This is a genomic window from Virgibacillus phasianinus, assembly GCF_002216775.1.
Lineage (GTDB): Bacteria > Bacillota > Bacilli > Bacillales > Amphibacillaceae > Virgibacillus_F > Virgibacillus_F phasianinus.
Window position 1 is genome coordinate 260,307 of the sequence record NZ_CP022315.1, and the last position, 16,232, is coordinate 276,538.

Below are 16,232 nucleotides of genomic sequence, written 5' to 3' on the forward strand. Positions count from 1 at the left end.
TATCTATTTGGCAGAAATATCGTGTTGAAAATCAAGTCCTTTTTCCATTTCATAGCGAACGCCTTCATCCTGTTCTGTTTTAAGTGCATGTTCAATTGCAGCATAAGCTTCGGAAGTTCCAATTTTCCCGAGTGACCATGCTGCCGTTCCGCGAATTACGGGGCGCGGATCATTTTCCATAACCTGAATTATTTCACCGACTGCTGACTCGTCCTTGTAATGCGCAAGACCAATCAAGGCATTTCGCTGCAAAGGTTTCTTACCACGCCATGCGCCCGCAATATGACCAAATGTTTCTTTAAATTCACGGTTAGATATTCGCAGCATTGGTTGTAGTCTAGGTTTAGCGATTTCCGGTTCCGGCTCCGTTTCTGGGTGAATATGAAAATCGATCTTTTGATTTTTAGGGCAGACTACCTGACAGGTATCACAGCCATACACCCGATTACCAATTTTGGTCCGAAATTCATCTGGTAAATAATCCTTCGTTTGTGTAAGAAATGCAATACAGCGCTGTGCATTTAACTGTCCTCCCTGAATAAGCGCACCTGTTGGGCAAGCGTCCAAACATTTCGTACAATCCCCACAGCTGTCATCGACAGGGCTATCCGGGATAAACGGGATATTGGTAATTAATTCGCCAAGGTACACAAAGGAACCAAATTCAGGAGTAATAATCGATGTGTTCTTTCCGCTGAAGCCAATACCTGCCCGTTCAGCCACCGCGCGATCCGATAATTCGCCAGTATCCACCATTAATTTATCCTCGGACTCAGGGAATTTTTCTTTAATAAAGGATGAGAGTTTAGCCAGCCGATCACGTAAAATTACATGATAATCCGTGCCCCAGGATGCCCGGCAAAAGATACCTCGTCTTGCTTCTTTAGTACTTTTCGGTGCATTTTTCATTCGTGATGGATAAGCGATAGCAATGGAAATAATGGACTTTGCTTCAGGAAGCAGACGCTCTGGCTCTGTTCGCTCCTCAATCGACCCCTTCTCGAAACCTGAATAATAGGCTAAATCCTGCTGTCGTTTAAGCCTTTCTTTTAATTCTGAAAAGACATCGGCAGAGGCAAAACCAATTTTATCAATACCAATCTTTTTACTATATTCAATGATTTCCTGCTTTACTGCCTCATGATTCATGGTTATTGCCTCCTGGTATTGCAAGTCCAATTACTGCTTAACCTTTAATGTGCGTATACGATTTAATACTGCCGCAATTTCATAGGTACGCGGTCGGGCTACATCGCCTGGATGTTGATCAGGATGTGCTGTGAATGACGAGAGCCCTTTTTTATCTATCTGTTCGTTTACTTTAATTAGTAATTCTTTTAGGGGCTGGGATTTGGCCAGCGCGTTTGTTTTATCCAAATACTGAATAATTTCCGCAATCATTCTTGTTTGTGAAGAATCCACAAGTTGTTCTGTTTGGTCAAACGTTATTTCTGTTTTACCCATAAGGATTTTGGTTAATCCTTTAGCTTGAACCTTGGATCGTTTTCCTTTTGTTGTCTGCAAGCCGGATTGTTCCAATTGACGGTGCGAAACATTCCCAAAACTATCTTCACCCTTATGGCTGCGTTTTGCTGGATATTCAGCAACTATTTCTTTTGCTCTTTTGGTAACATTCTTTGGAACATATTCTTCCATCATTATAACATCATCTGCTACATCAAAATAGTCACCGGAACCCCCCATTACAATAATGGCAGATACTGACATTTGATTATGAAGCTGTTTCACTTTATCAATAAATGGGGTAATTGGTTCTTGTTCCTTTTTAACCAGTTGTTGCATCCGTTGGTCACGGATCATAAAATTGGTTGCACTTGTATCCTCATCGATAAGTAATGTTGTCGCTCCGGTTTCCAGTGATTCCATTACATTTGCTGCCTGTGAGGTACTTCCACTGGCATTTTCTGTGGTAAAGAAATCTGTATCCTGCTTGTGTGGCAGGTTGGTAATAAATGGTGAGATGTTAACGCCTGTTACCTGGCGGCCATCCTCGGCTCGGATCTTGACTGCATCAGGGTCTGTTAATACATATTCACGCCCGTCTTTTGATGTATGATTGTATACCCCTCGTTCAATGGCTTCCAGTAATGTGCTCTTCCCGTGATAGCCACCACCCACTATTAGTGTAATACCACTTTTGATGGCCATGCCCTTGAGTAGCTGCTCGCGATGCGGAATTGAGATTTCAACTTCATTTTCAGTGGGACTAGTAAATGGAACAGCCTGTTTTAACGGACGATCACTTACTCCACTTGCCCGCGGCAAAATAGACCCATTCGCAATGAAGGCAATCCAATTATGGGCTTTCATCTTTTCACGGATAGCCTGTTGTTGATCAGCCAGTATATTCGCTTGTTCAATTTCCCTGTCTGAAATTGTAAAAATGGATTTGTTAATTATGGATGGAATAGCTTGTTTGAACAGTTTTTCTGCCTCTTTACCATTTATTCTACGGCCATTTGCAGGTAAGCCCACTGATAAACAAATAATGGTTGCTTCAGCAGAAATCGAAACAGCACTTCGCTCCAGGACTTCCTGGTGTGGAGCATCAAATTGAATGAGCCCACTTTTCCCCGATCCCCTAACAGTTAAAGAATTATGATAAACCGCATGTCCAACAGCCCTTGCGATACGGTTCTCTGTTGCTGTTCTGCGGTAATAAGTTGATAACCAATTTTCGTTTATTTGACGATATTTATTAGGTACAATAATACGAATTTTTGACGGAGTAGCAAACGGATCCCCTTGGACATAATCTATAACTAAGTCAAATTTATTGAACTTGTAATTTCCCTGAATGCTTTTATACGCTTTATAACTTTTTCCATCGAGCAATCGTAAATTTTGAATAAGTTTATCCATAATGCATATCCCTCCTATTTATTTTCTGAACCTAAATAAAAACGCAACGCTTCGTAGTTTGCTACGAAACACTGCGTTATGACATATGTATGGAGCGGGTGAAGGGAATCGAACCCTCATCATCAGCTTGGAAGGCTGAGGTTTTACCACTAAACTACACCCGCAAAATTCGACAACCTTTTTAAGAAGATGTTTACTATTATAGCAAGTTTGCATTTATCAAGCAAGGGTTAATTTAAATTTTTCGAAAAACGACCCTGCCTAATATGCGTGAAAACAACCATTTACAATGATGAAAGATAACGATAAGATAGACGTATGCTTGACGGGGAGGCGAAGAGAATGTCCGTATATCCAATCATGTTGTCACAGACAAAGTTTATTCACCGGGATAATTTGCACTATCCCTTTGAGGAACGCGCCATGCAATTTGGCGATGGTGTGTATGAAGTTATCCGTATTTACAAGGGCAACTATTATTTAATGAAAGAACATATTGATCGATTCTTCCGATCTGCTGAGGCAGTGAAAATCAGACTTCCTTTTACAAAGGAAGAGCTTACCAATCTATTAAACAATTTAATTCAAAAAAATGTTGTTACAGCTGATGCGAAATTATATTTACAAGTGTCACGAGGTTCAGCATCACGAGACCACATTTTCCCTGTAGGTATTGACGCAAATGTGTATGGTTATATTCAGGAACAGGCAAGGAATGTAACCAACTTACAGGATGGTGTGAAGGCAATTACCGAACGGGATATCCGCTGGGAATATTGTTATATTAAAAGTTTAAATCTATTACCGAATGTGCTGGCTAAACAAACAGCAAGCGAACAAGGCGCATATGAGGCTATTTTGCACAAGGATGGTATGGTTACCGAATGCAGTTCTTCAAATGTATATTTGATAAAAGATGGTACTATTTATACGTACCCTGCCACAAAAAGGATCTTGCATGGCTGTGTGCGGATGCGAGTAGAACAGTTTGCTAAAGATTTGAATATTCCCTTTAACGAGGAAGGCTTTACTGTTGAAGATATTGCACTTGCTGATGAAATGTTTTTATCAAGCAGCACATCAGAAGTGCTGCCGATTATCACAGTAGATGATTCAAAAATCGGCAACGGATATCCAGGGCCGATAACTAGAAAGTTGCAACGCGCATACGAAGAAGATGCCAATATTAGCGACAAGAAAATTGAACAAACGAATTAGACAATGTCGAAGAGCTCCCTACCAGGGGGCTTTTTCTTATCCTGTGGGGATTGGCTGTTATATCTGAAATTTGGCCGATATATCTTGGGAATAGAATCGAAAACATTTTTTAATCCTAACCAGTATGAACTTTCCCAAAATTCTACTATTCTATTTGCTTCGATTTGCGAAATAGTTTAAACTTGATGAAACTATTTTATTGTTTAGGAGGACTTTTCATGTCAGATGCGAAACGCCCGCTAACAGCGGAAGACCTTACACAAATAGAAGTTTATAGTGACCCGCAACACGCACCAAATGGTGATGCATATGCCTTTGTTTCAACCTCAATAAATAAGGATAATAAATATGAATCCCAACTCTATACGCAAAAGCTAACAGACTCCGAACCAAGACAATGGACCTTCGATGAGGATGCTAAAAATTGCAATCCCCGCTTTTCCCCTGACGGACAACATTTAGTTTTCCAATCTACCAGAAGCGGTGTTCCACAACTGTGGCTCGCCCATACCGATGGGGGCGAGGCCCGTCAGCTTACTACGTTTAAAAATGGGGCTGTTAATCCTTCATGGTCAAAAGATGGAAACCAAATCATTTTCAGTGCACGATTGGAAAAGGATGATAATGTACAGGAACAAAAGGAACATACAAAAGACGAAAAGAAAAAAGAAGCAGAAGACAAAGCAAAGGAACCAATTGTAATTAATCGGTTGAAGCACAAGGCCAATGGGAGTGGTTTTCGCGATGAGAAAAGAACCCAGATCATTCAATATAATTTAGCTTCGGAGCAATTTATTCAGCTAACCCACGGGGATGCCGATTATGATTATGAGGATATATCGCCTGATGGAAGTCTTATTCTTTTTTCAGCAAATCTTGATGCGGACGAAGATTCATCGTTAACAAACGATCTATTTTTATTACATACAGATACAAAAGGAATGGAAAAGTTAACAAACGGGAAAGGGTCCTATAGCAATGCCTCTTTCTCCCCCAAAGGTGATAAAATAGCCTGTTTTGGTAATGAGTTTGCTTATGCTGGGGCGACTCAGGATGAACTATTCGTGTTTGATCTTACAACTAAAGCAAGAACTTGTTTAAGTGAATCAATCGACATGCCACTTGGTGATATGATGATTGGCGATACACGCATGGGCCAGTCAACAACAGGTCCTGTCTGGTCAGGTAGCGGTGACGCCTTGTTTTTTATTGGAACGGATCATGGTGCCACAGGACTTTATCAAGCTGATTTGCAAGGTGGAATTGCAGTTCTTTACAAAGATAATAATCATGTATTTGGTTTTTCTTATAACGACAAGTCTGAATCTTTTGTTCTAGGAATCAGCACCCCAACAAATCCATGTAACTTTTATCAATTGAAAGATGGCAAACTTGCTCGACTAACGAATGCCAATGCTGAATTTTTACAAGAAGTTGCCCTTTCAGAACCGGAAACGATAACAGTAGAAGCTGAAGATGGCTTTGAAATTCAGGGGTGGATATTACATCCCATTGATTTTAATGAAAATGAAAAATACCCGTTTATCCTTGAAATTCATGGGGGACCACATGCCATGTATGGACAAACCTTTTTCCATGAAATGCAATTGCTTGCAGCAAAAGGATACGTTGTTTTATATACTAACCCGCGCGGCAGCCATGGATATGGACAGGAATTTGTTACGGCATGCCGCGGAGACTATGGCGGTAAAGACTATTCGGATCTCATGCAGGCAGTTGACTATGCCTTGAAAAATTATGATTTCATTGATCAAGACCGCCTCGGCGTTACTGGTGGCAGTTATGGCGGATTTATGACAAACTGGATTGTCGGGCACACAAATCGCTTTAAGGCCGCAGTAACGCAGCGCTCAATATCCAACTGGCTTAGCTTTTACGGAGTAAGTGATATTGGCTACTTCTTCACCGAATGGGAATTAGGTGAAAATCTATTGGATGACCCGAAGAAGTTGTGGGATTTCTCCCCCTTGAAATATGCGAAGGCAGTGGACACGCCGCTGTTAATCGTTCATGGGGAAGAAGATCTGCGTTGTCCAATTGAACAGGGGGAACAACTCTTTATTACATTAAAACATCTAAAAAAACAGGTTGAATTCGTTCGCTTCCCTGGCGCAAGTCATGAATTAAGTCGAAGCGGAGAACCATTGATGCGAATCGAGCGATTGCATCATATTTGTCGCTGGTTTGAGAAATATTTGTGAGAAAAGCGCAAGCGCCCTGTTTAGAAGTGGACGCATAAGCAAGGGACCGCGTACGCTTAAGTTTGGCGTTCGTAGTGTCCCTTGCCGGGGCAAGGAGGCTGAAGCCGTGCCCTAAGGTGCGCAACGGTCCGCAGCGGAAAACAATCCAGCGCATACTTTTTAGCTTTAAGTTTACAAAAACAGACAAGAAAAAATCCGAACTACTTCAAATTCTAATCAAAGAATTGAATCATAGTTCGGATTTCTCTCTGGCTAAAACACTTTTGTCCCAGCCTTAGTTCACATATTTACCCAAAAAAGAACGTAACTTTTTCACGTATGCCTCTTTTTCAACAACAAATCCTTCTCCATGCCCGGCATTATCAATTGTCATGATTTCGGCTGGACTTGCCGTATTCTTATATAATTCATGTGCCATTCGCGTTGGTACAAACGTATCGGCGTTTCCGTGGTAATACAGAATTGGAATGTCTGTCTTTTTAACTTGCTTTAGTGCAGATGCTTCTTCAAAATTATAGCCGGCTCTGAGTTCGGTTACCAAACTAGTACTTGTTAAGAATGGGACTTTAGGCAAATGATACATCCGCTTCATCTGGTAGGCAAATAAATCTTCAACACTCGTATATGCACTATCTGAAACAATAGCTTTTACATTATCCGGTAAATCCTCGCCACTTGTCATCAAAACAGTTGCCGCTCCCATGGATACACCATGTAATACAATTTCAGAGTCGTCACCCAGCTTTTCCTTAACCAGATCAATCCATTTTACGTAATCGAGACGGTCATGCCAGCCAAATCCAATATAATCTCCTTCGCTCTCACCCTGACCGCGTGCATCCGGCATCAATATATTATAGCCGAGTTTTTCATAATAATATTTACCATATAGCCCCATATCAAGTCCTGATCCTAAATAGCCATGTGCTAAAATAACAGTTTTATTTGTTGGCTCTTTTGCGGGTAAAAAATAGGCATTTAATTTTAAACCATCAAACGATGTAAGCTCCCACCGTTTAAAGTCCTGTTTATCTTCCCATGCTCGCCAGTCGCCCTCTGTAAAAACTTCCATCGCTTCGGCGGAGACTTCCAAATCAGCGTTTCCTTGTAAAAAATCTTTCGTATTTCGTTCAATTGCCAGATTATAAAAATAAAAACTAGCAGCAATATCTATAATTACTAGAATACTAATTATTCCAATTAATAGTTTTAAGCCTCTTTTTTTCTTCACACAGATTCCCCTTTTTCGAGCAAGTGTTACTTCCATTATACAGGAAATACGGCTTTATTTCTGCCAATTCGGGTTGGTATTTCTTGACACAACAGGACGGGCAGCAAATGCTGCCCGTCCTGTGTGCTAACCTATATTCCTAATTTTTCTTTAACCTCTTTAATTTGTAATGTATGTCTTTTTTCGTGGTACCCAACAAATGGAATCCATTGTTTTAAACTCATTTGCCCAAAGGCAGGATGTGTGAATCCTTTCTGCTCTAATTCTTTTTCATCAGCAGACTCAGCAATCTTTACCAATCCTTGATGCGTCGCAGTAAGTTTCAGCTTCAGCTCATCCAATGTCGCAAAGTCGTCATTAGGCACAGCGAAATCAGGGGCATTCACTTTTGTTGACCGATTCGTTGTCGCCTCAATTGGTTTAAGGTCAGCGTTCACCACTTCCCCATTCTCCAATTGATCAATGATCGTTTTTGTTATTGCACCTTCCATTAAAAATAAGTGCTCCATTATTTCTTTAATTGACCATTCATCAGCGGCGGGTTTTTTATTTAACTCTTCATCAGATAACCCATTTACTTCGCTATATAAATCCGATCGCGCCTCTTCATTAATTTGCATGTTATCTCTCCTTGTAAATTGAGCTACCAACTCATTTTATCAAACACAAGTATTTTAATAAAACAATTAACTTGAAGAACCATTAGTGAAATAATCCCGAATCCTTGGATTTTTTCATCAGTACATTGGTCTTTTTGTTGATCGAGGCTTTTAAAAATGTTCCAATTAATAGCCCGCCGATTCCAAACAAGGATAGAAAAGTTACGTCATGTATTGCACGTTCCCAGACAATCCCGCCAACTGCTTCACGCATCAAATCAATTGCATACGTAAATGGTAAGAAAGGATTGATCGTTTGGAAAAACTCGGGCAGTAAAACGACGGGGTATGTTCCCCCTGACCCAGCGATTTGCAATACAAGAAATACAATAGCCATTGCCTTTCCAACATCGCCAAAAACCGATACCAATGTATAGACAATCGCCATGAATACCAGACAGCTCAATAGCCCAAACAGGATAAACCATAATGGTTGCTTGATATAGGCCTCTATTAAATAAATATCCCCCAAAGAGACGATAATTGTTTGCAGAAAGCCAATACTTAAAAAGGTTAAAAACCTTCCATAGTATACTTGCCTCACCGAATACAATTCAGAACTTTTTACATCAGTTGCCAATAACGAAATTAATAATAATGCGCCAACCCATATCGCTAGCACCGTATAAAAAGGTGTCATGCCAGAGCCATAATTAGGAATCGGAAAAAGCTTGTTCTGATTAAGTTGAACTGGTTCGGAAAAGAAACTCTTCTCCGCATCCGGGTCATTTTGCAGGAGCTCAATTATTTCATTGATATCTGTCTCGCCCTGAATTTCCCTGATTCGATCCGCTAATTGATTAACCTTAGCATTAACGTATGGAAATTGACTGGAGATATATCCTAGTTTATCTTCTCCCTTTCCTAAATTATCTTCTGTCCTATTTAAAATACGTTCAACTTCAGGTATCGTTTCCTGAATTCCGCTCAGCATTTCCTTTGCGTTTGCCAGCGTTCCTTTCGCTTTGGCTACTTCTGCTAATATGGTAGGTTCAATTGATTCCGTGTATTCTTTCATGAACGCGTCAATTTTTGTGTTAACATTTGCTGTTTTGGTTTGAAGTTCAGCCAGTCTGTTATCGACCTGCTGTTTTTTCTCACCAATGAACGAATTAATTTCTGTGATATTACCTTTTACCTCTTGCAGACCAGCTTTCAGTGCTGCTAATTGCTGCAGTGCCTGATTGATTTGCTGATCCGATTGTTGTTGTGCTTGTTGTTCCTCACCTTGACTTTTGTTTGCGTTATTTGTTTCTTTTAACTGATTCAATGCTTTTTCGATTGTTTCAATGGTCTGGATTCCACCATTAACCCGCTGTAAAACTTGATCTGTTAATTGGTCACCGGCACTAAAATCGATATCGGCCGATTGAATCTTCGTAATGTAGTCATTCGCACTTTCTGCCATATTCTGTACTTTCTTTAAATCTGCTTTTACTTTCGGTGCTATTTCGTTTAATCGATTCTCGGCTTCCGTTAAAAATGCTGTGGTATCGTTGATGATTGCTAATCCGTCATTTGTTGTTTGCTTTGCCTTTGGAACCATCCCCTGCGCCTTATTAATGATTTCTTCGGCACTGGAAGCATCTGTCAATGATTCATTAATCAATTGTTTAATCCTTGGGAGGTCTTTCTCCATTTTAAAAATATAGTTCTCGAATTTCTTAATATCCGGCAGGTCCTTTTCTATTTCCAGTCCAAGGTCATTAAACATATCAAAAATAACGCCGTTCACCGTTGAAACAAAATTACTGCTGATATTATCTACAATGACACTTGCACCCTTCTCGGTAATCTTTGGTGCGATAGCATTTATCTTTTCATTTACATAATACTCGACCGATGCTTTTTTTGGATTATCTGAAATGACTGTCGCAAGCTTTTTGGAGAAGTTCTCAGGAATTACGATTACAGCATAATAATCACCATATTCCACCTTGTCCATGGCTTTATCGCGATTGACAAACCGCCAGTCCATATCATCATTGTCCTTTAATGTCTCAACCAGTTCTTTTCCTACATCAATCTTTTTATCACGAACCATTGCCCCGGCATCCTCATTTACCACACCTACAGGAATTTGGTCTGTTTGTCCATATGGATTCCATGATGCAGCAATATTAAACCAAGCATACAGAGATGGCAGTAGGATCAGACCACCAATCAATATTGCCGCAACCCAATTCGTTCCGATGTTTTTACTATCCGTTTTAAAAATTCTCCAGATGTTCTTCATTTATACCGTCCCTATCTCCAATGTTCAAAAATGAATAACCATTCATTTAAGGTTAAAAAAATATCATATTTTGATATTATAGCAGTAAAGTCCTGTATAGCAAAATTCAACAACGAAGGAAGCTGGTTTAAATTATCCGAGGGAAGACGGTCTATGATCACTGCGTTTTCATTTGAGCCATTACTTAAGGCACTTCTAAAGTGTGGTACACTGAAACTAATCTCCAATAAAGAATGATTATATGGCAAGTAAAATTAAGATGGAACAACCAAAAATCCCACAAAATTTAGCGCCGGCTAATTTTGAATAACAGACGAGCCCACGTCAATCTGAAATTTTAAAAATCACCACTTTTTTTAGCTTTATGTAAGATTTACAAAAACAGCCAAAAAAAATATCCGAACTAATCCAATTTCTAATTAAAAAATTTGGAATCATAGTTCGGATTTCTCTATGACTGAATCACTATTGTCCCAGCCTCTTTCCAGAAGGATGAATCGCTATCGCTTGCTTTTATTTCTTACCATCATTTAATCTTCTGGCTTCTTCTGGGCTTGACATCTTTGTCGCTCCTTTATAACGAAGACCCACATCCCTGTCTGATTCCACACGACCACTTTCTTTTAGCTTCTTTTCCTGACGGTCTTTTCCCATTATAAGCACCTCCTATTTTTAACATGAGTCTTTTAGATAGTATTATTCATATAAACTGCAATTGATTTAATATATCGTCTGCATTTTGTTATTACTAAATTCTATTTCATTCTATCCAGTCCCTGCTACATTCCGAACTGAAATTGGGTTTTAACAGTTGCACGGACGATAAGCTGACCAGGTTCTATAGGAGTAGATACGCTGCTATCCAAGGTTGAAAAAGTTTTAAGTGCTTGTTGCGCGTCCGTTGATTCTTCAACTATTTTAATTGGTGTTGGATCGAAATTTACCGTTAATGTTTCTGCAATTACCTGAGCTTCATCAACCGCATTCTGCAGAGCAGCACTAAGCACCTGTTGATAGGCAGATTGCTTATCTTCAATCAAAAACTGGATATTGGAAACTTGGTTTACACCATTTTGTATTGCTGCATCAATAATTTCCCCTACTCGATCAATATGGCTGATCTGCACCGTAATTGCATTGGAAACACGATAGCCTCGAAATTCTTGTTTTCCATCATTGTAATTATACATTGGGGTTATATTATATCCGGTTGTTTGGATTTTTTCCCTGGGAATACCTAACTTCAAAAGGGATTGGATAACCTGATTCATTTTACGGGAATTTTCCTGCTGGGCTTGGCTTAGTTGCATATCTTCTGTCATAACCTCTAAATTAATACTTACTACATCCGGATTAAATGAGAGACTTGCATTTCCAAATACAGTCATAATTCGTGTGGGATTGTGCCTATAGTGATTCGGATTTGGATAATACATATCATTCCGCCCTTTCATGCTTATAGGTTCTTTTCCTATCCTATGTGAAATGGTACGTAATGTTATCTTATATTGGAATTGTTCCATTCACGACAACCTGTTTTTCCGTTTAATAGATGTGCAGGGGTCCCTTCACCAAAAAAGCATTCCCCTCTTGCATGCTTGCTATTTTTAATTATCACACTATTAAAACTACTATCTTTGTTTTATAATTAGACCATACCATTAAGGAGGGCGATTGAATGGAACATATTTATCTCATGACAGGTTACCCAGGTTTTCTTGCTTCAAGCTTAATTCGCCAACTCATCGACGACCACCAACAGGACATCAAACATATTCACTTGTTGGTGTTACCTTCCCAGGAAAAGAAAGCTAGGGAGGAAATAAAAAGCTTCGCAAATAAAAATTCAATTCCAGCTAACATATTCTCCATTGTAATTGGTGATATCACAGAATCCGGACTCGCTATCTCTTCGGAAGTTAATGAGTCGTTACAGAAATCTGTCACCCATGTATTCCATCTTGCTGCAATTTATGATCTGGCTGTGCCAAAAGAGCTTGCATTTGATGTAAATGTAAACGGGACAAAAAATGTTAATTGCTGGGTTAAGACTTTGGACAAGCTTGTCCGCTATACTTATTTCAGTACTGCCTATGTTTCCGGGACACGCGAAGGCAAAATATATGAACATGAACTTTCAATGGGGCAAACATTCAGAAACCATTACGAACAAACAAAATATGAAGCAGAGTTATTGGTGGAAAATGAAAAAAGTTCTGTTCCAACAACAATTATTCGCCCAAGTATTGTGAAAGGAAATTCTAAAACAGGAGAAACAATTAAATTTGATGGCATGTATTTTATGCTTAATTTCCTCGACCACCTGCGTTTTCTTCCTATAATGACATATCTTGGTGACGGTGAGCCTGAGGGGAATTTTGTTCCTTCCGATTATGTCTTAAAGGCCGTAAGCTACCTAGCTACAGCTACCGCTGGGGAAGGAAAAACCTATCACTTAACAGATCCTAGACCTTACAAGATGAGAGAATTACACAAAATGCTATCAGAAAGTTATTTGGGTAAAACTCCAAGAGGGCAAGTTCCACTCTCGCTAGCAAAAAACGCCCTATCGGTCGCAAGGATTCGAAAATGGCTACAGGTTGAAAAAGAGGCGATGGATTATTTTGAAATCATGTCTTCCTATGATTGTTCACAGGCAGTGGCCGATTTAGAAGGGTCTGGTATAAAATGCCCAGATTTAAAAGACACAATTGAACCAATGATTCGTTTTTATCGCAAGTATAAACACGATTTCGGCAAACAGATTGAAATCAGATAATATCTGCAAATAAAAAAAATACCAAGGAATATCAACAACCAGTCGTTATTGAAGGTTGATTTCATCGTATTTTTCAGCGTCTTTACAAACTGGAACTAATTTTATTTGTTAGGAATTATTTAATAATCTCTGTTTTTGGTTCACTATACAGAATCTTAATTTCTTCAAATAATTTTTACGGGGGTTATTACAAAAAAAGTAATTAAAATTTAATATGACAGACTTCTGTGAACATTGTACCATTTTTTAACAATTTCAACATTTATTGTTTCTAATGCTGTATAATGGTGGGGACAGGTAAAGTAGGGTGAGTAGGAGGAAAAGACTTCTTTTACATTGGCGGCTTACACCCCATAGAAAGGGGATGAGCGTGTGATTCCAATTGACAAGGTACTAGAGTTGATGCTGATGTTTTCGACGCTTGTGTTGTTGATTGTGAACAGCCATGAAAAAAAGTAATTACCCTGTCGGAAAGATAGCTGGATAATTACCTTTTTCAATCCTGATAACGAAGTCGTCGCCACCTTGCGTTAAACTGTCTGGGTCGTAAGTAGTAGCTTACGGCCCAATTTTGCGGGCTCACCTTTTCATTCTATTCAATCCATTTTAAAAAAACAACCAATAATTTTAAATAATTTCACTGCTTCCGACTATCTTGATATCAAGATAAATAAATAAGCAATTCACTTGCAAAATAGATACTTTATTTTATTATATAGTAAATTTGCTCGTATTTCATCATTATTCTACAAAGTTTTGGTAATATGATTAGAAAACAAAAAAATAGGAATGTAAATACGCTTGGTTTATCATTTTATATGGGTAACTATTGTACAATACCCTATTTTATAAAAGTAAACACAGAAAGAAGGATTCACAAAATGAAAGCAATTGTTATTGAAGCATACGGTTCTTCGGATCAATTAATCGAAAAAGAAGTTCCAATTCCTGCTTTAGAAGATAAGCAAGTATTGGTGGAGCTTCATGCAACATCCATCAATCCAATCGACTGGAAATTGCGTGAAGGTTATCTGCAGGAAAAATTGCCGTTTAACTTTCCAATTATACTAGGCTGGGACGCTGCCGGAATTGTAAAGGATGTAGGAAGCAACGTTACAAACTTCCAAATCGGTGATCATGTATTCGCCAGACCGAAAACCACAGAAAATGGTACTTATGCTGACTATACAGCTATTGATGAGGATCTTTTAGCGAAAATGCCTGAAAATCTTTCTTTCGAAGAGGCGGCGTCAGTTCCGCTTGCGGGTTTAACAGCATGGCAATGCCTAGTTGACTTTTCTTCGATAAAAGCTGGTGATAAAGTTCTTATTCATGCTGGTTCAGGCGGAGTCGGCAGCTTTGCAATACAGATTGCTAAAAGTTTCGGTGCATACGCGGCTTCAACTGCCAGTGGCAAGAATGAAGCGTTTCTAAAAGAGCTTGGAGTGGATAAATTTATTAATTACAAAGAGGAAAACTTTGAGGAAGTTATCGAAGATTTTGATATTGTTGTCGATACAATGGGCGGCGATATTCAGGAGAAGAGTTTCGACGTACTGAAAAAGGGTGGAAAGTTAGTATCCATTGCGCAGCCTCCGGACGAAAAGAATGCGGAATTAAAAGGAATAAAAGCTGGTTTTGTCTGGTTAGAACCCAGCGGTAAACAACTCGCAGAACTTGGCAGATTAATTAAACACGAACAAGTTCATACAACAATCGGTCACACTTTCGAATTCAGTCAAGATGGGCTGCGTGAAGCGCATAAATTAAGTGAAACCCATCATGCAAAAGGAAAAATTGTTATAAAAATAAGATAACCTGTGACCCGGGGAAAATACCGAAAACAGGCTAATTAATAAACGGCCAGGTCGGGAGAAAACAAACCGAACACGGGCCGTAACACCTCTGACTCGGGAGACAGCTATTTCTCTCTCGGGTTGGACTTTCCCCTTCCCCAGTTGCAACGATTTTCACTCAAGTTCCGCACTCCCTCGCCCTAGTTCACTTTTAAGTCTATTCAGGTAAGTAAGTCAAAATACGTTTCCATTCCTCCACTTTCCCAGCAAAGTTTTTTGTATACCTTCCGGGAATTGGACTTGTTGATGGAAGCTTGAGAACATCAACATTGCTCAGTTTTTCCAAATCAAAGTTCTTGTTCAATGTTTGAAAAGACTTGGTTCCATTACAGGCAATAAGCCGGATGGAAGCATAGTTATCCAGCAAATTTAAAATATCATTTGGTTCTTCTTCCGTTATTTTACTATCAAGACTCCCCACCCGGTGGCACGCGCCAATTACATCCCATAATACAAGATGATGTTGTTTGATAAATTCTATTTTCCTTTGATAATCAGCAATTGTTTCTTGATTAAATAATTCAAATAAAATATCCCAAAAATGATTCCGGGGATTACCGTAATATTCCTGATTCGTAAGTGAGATTTCACTCGGCATTGAACCAGCAATTAATACCTTAGGGTCATCTGAAATGATTGGATCCAGACCAGTTAGTTTGTCAGTCATTAAATATACTCTCCTGTAATAGTCGATATTTTTTCAGTATATCATTTACCAAGGTTCTGCAAAATGTTATACCCGAAAAAAAAGATTCCTAATACCGTAAGAATCCCACCGATTGTGGCAAATAAGAAAAAGATTTGACCTGCCCCCAATATTGCTAAGGCAATACTCGCCATCATGATTGGCAGCCCAATATTGTGCAGCCAAAAATGAATTCTTGCCGCAGATGTTCTTGTCAGATTTGGAAATAGGATATAAAAGATGCCTGCAATGGAAAGAGAAACCCACCCAAGCAAATTAATGTGAACATGAACAGTGGCGAGATTAAATACATGTGCAGCTGACATGTATAAACCAAGTGAAATTCCGATTAAAAAGTAAACCACAGCAATTTTGATTAATTTAATACCCATTTTTTGACCTCCTCATATAATTACTATTATTCATTATATGATGACGGCTACAGTCACATGTTTTTACTTTT

General features: G+C 39.1%; 13 protein-coding genes and 1 tRNA gene. 4 read left to right on the top strand and 10 right to left on the bottom strand.

Annotated elements, in window-relative coordinates:
- Window positions 1-3: 3 nt before the first annotated feature.
- The 3 genes from queG to CFK37_RS01275 all read right to left on the bottom strand — a co-directional run bounded on the left by queG (window position 4) and on the right by CFK37_RS01275 (window position 3,047).
- Window positions 4-1,149: a tRNA epoxyqueuosine(34) reductase QueG gene (gene queG, locus CFK37_RS01265; RefSeq protein ID WP_089060213.1), complete on the bottom strand. Its 1,146-nt coding sequence runs from the start codon at window positions 1,147-1,149 to the stop codon at window positions 4-6.
- Window positions 1,150-1,179: 30 nt separating this feature from the next.
- Window positions 1,180-2,883 (bottom strand): ABC-ATPase domain-containing protein, encoded by a 1,704-nt coding sequence (locus CFK37_RS01270; protein ID WP_089060214.1) that lies wholly within the window; start codon window positions 2,881-2,883, stop codon window positions 1,180-1,182.
- 90 nt (window positions 2,884-2,973) lie between these two features.
- Window positions 2,974-3,047, bottom strand: a tRNA-Gly gene (locus tag CFK37_RS01275).
- Between the two features lie 178 nt (window positions 3,048-3,225).
- On the opposite strand from CFK37_RS01275, the gene dat reads away from it, so the two are divergent.
- On the top strand, window positions 3,226-4,101 hold the full coding sequence (gene dat / locus CFK37_RS01280; protein WP_089060215.1) for a D-amino-acid transaminase: 876 nt from the start codon (window positions 3,226-3,228) through the stop codon (window positions 4,099-4,101).
- 218 nt (window positions 4,102-4,319) lie between these two features.
- A complete protein-coding gene (locus CFK37_RS01285) occupies window positions 4,320-6,323 on the top strand; it encodes a S9 family peptidase (protein WP_089060216.1) in 2,004 nt (667 codons plus the stop codon).
- Between the two features lie 274 nt (window positions 6,324-6,597).
- Here the strand turns inward: CFK37_RS01285 and CFK37_RS01290 are convergent, their stop codons facing one another.
- The 5 genes from CFK37_RS01290 to CFK37_RS01310 all read right to left on the bottom strand — a co-directional run bounded on the left by CFK37_RS01290 (window position 6,598) and on the right by CFK37_RS01310 (window position 11,972).
- Window positions 6,598-7,554 (bottom strand): alpha/beta hydrolase, encoded by a 957-nt coding sequence (locus tag CFK37_RS01290; RefSeq protein WP_245837285.1) that lies wholly within the window; start codon window positions 7,552-7,554, stop codon window positions 6,598-6,600.
- A 131-nt stretch (window positions 7,555-7,685) separates the two neighbouring features.
- The gene (locus CFK37_RS01295) at window positions 7,686-8,174 is read right to left on the bottom strand and encodes a DinB family protein (protein WP_089060218.1); all 489 of its coding nucleotides are present in this window, start codon (window positions 8,172-8,174) and stop codon (window positions 7,686-7,688) included.
- Between the two features lie 82 nt (window positions 8,175-8,256).
- Window positions 8,257-10,449 (bottom strand): YhgE/Pip domain-containing protein, encoded by a 2,193-nt coding sequence (locus CFK37_RS01300; protein WP_172840437.1) that lies wholly within the window; start codon window positions 10,447-10,449, stop codon window positions 8,257-8,259.
- Window positions 10,450-10,962: 513 nt separating this feature from the next.
- A complete protein-coding gene (locus CFK37_RS01305) occupies window positions 10,963-11,103 on the bottom strand; it encodes a YpzI family protein (protein WP_089060219.1) in 141 nt (46 codons plus the stop codon).
- Between the two features lie 125 nt (window positions 11,104-11,228).
- Entirely contained in the window at window positions 11,229-11,972 is a 744-nt protein-coding gene (locus tag CFK37_RS01310; protein WP_089060220.1) for an SIMPL domain-containing protein, read from the bottom strand.
- Between the two features lie 155 nt (window positions 11,973-12,127).
- On the opposite strand from CFK37_RS01310, the gene CFK37_RS01315 reads away from it, so the two are divergent.
- Window positions 12,128-13,228 carry an SDR family oxidoreductase gene (locus tag CFK37_RS01315; RefSeq protein WP_089060221.1) on the top strand — a complete coding sequence of 367 codons (1,101 nt, stop codon included), beginning with the start codon at window positions 12,128-12,130 and terminating at the stop codon, window positions 13,226-13,228.
- An 881-nt stretch (window positions 13,229-14,109) separates the two neighbouring features.
- Window positions 14,110-15,045, top strand: coding sequence for an NADP-dependent oxidoreductase (locus CFK37_RS01320; RefSeq protein WP_089060222.1), 936 nt, complete (start codon window positions 14,110-14,112; stop codon window positions 15,043-15,045).
- A 196-nt stretch (window positions 15,046-15,241) separates the two neighbouring features.
- Here CFK37_RS01320 and CFK37_RS01325 read toward each other — a convergent pair whose 3' ends face one another.
- Together CFK37_RS01325 and CFK37_RS01330 are read right to left on the bottom strand one after the other, a co-directional pair.
- A complete protein-coding gene (locus tag CFK37_RS01325) occupies window positions 15,242-15,751 on the bottom strand; it encodes a DNA-deoxyinosine glycosylase (protein WP_089060223.1) in 510 nt (169 codons plus the stop codon).
- A 41-nt stretch (window positions 15,752-15,792) separates the two neighbouring features.
- The gene (locus CFK37_RS01330; protein WP_089060224.1) at window positions 15,793-16,161 is read right to left on the bottom strand and encodes a cytochrome-c oxidase; all 369 of its coding nucleotides are present in this window, start codon (window positions 16,159-16,161) and stop codon (window positions 15,793-15,795) included.
- Between the last annotated feature and the right edge of the window lie 71 nt (window positions 16,162-16,232).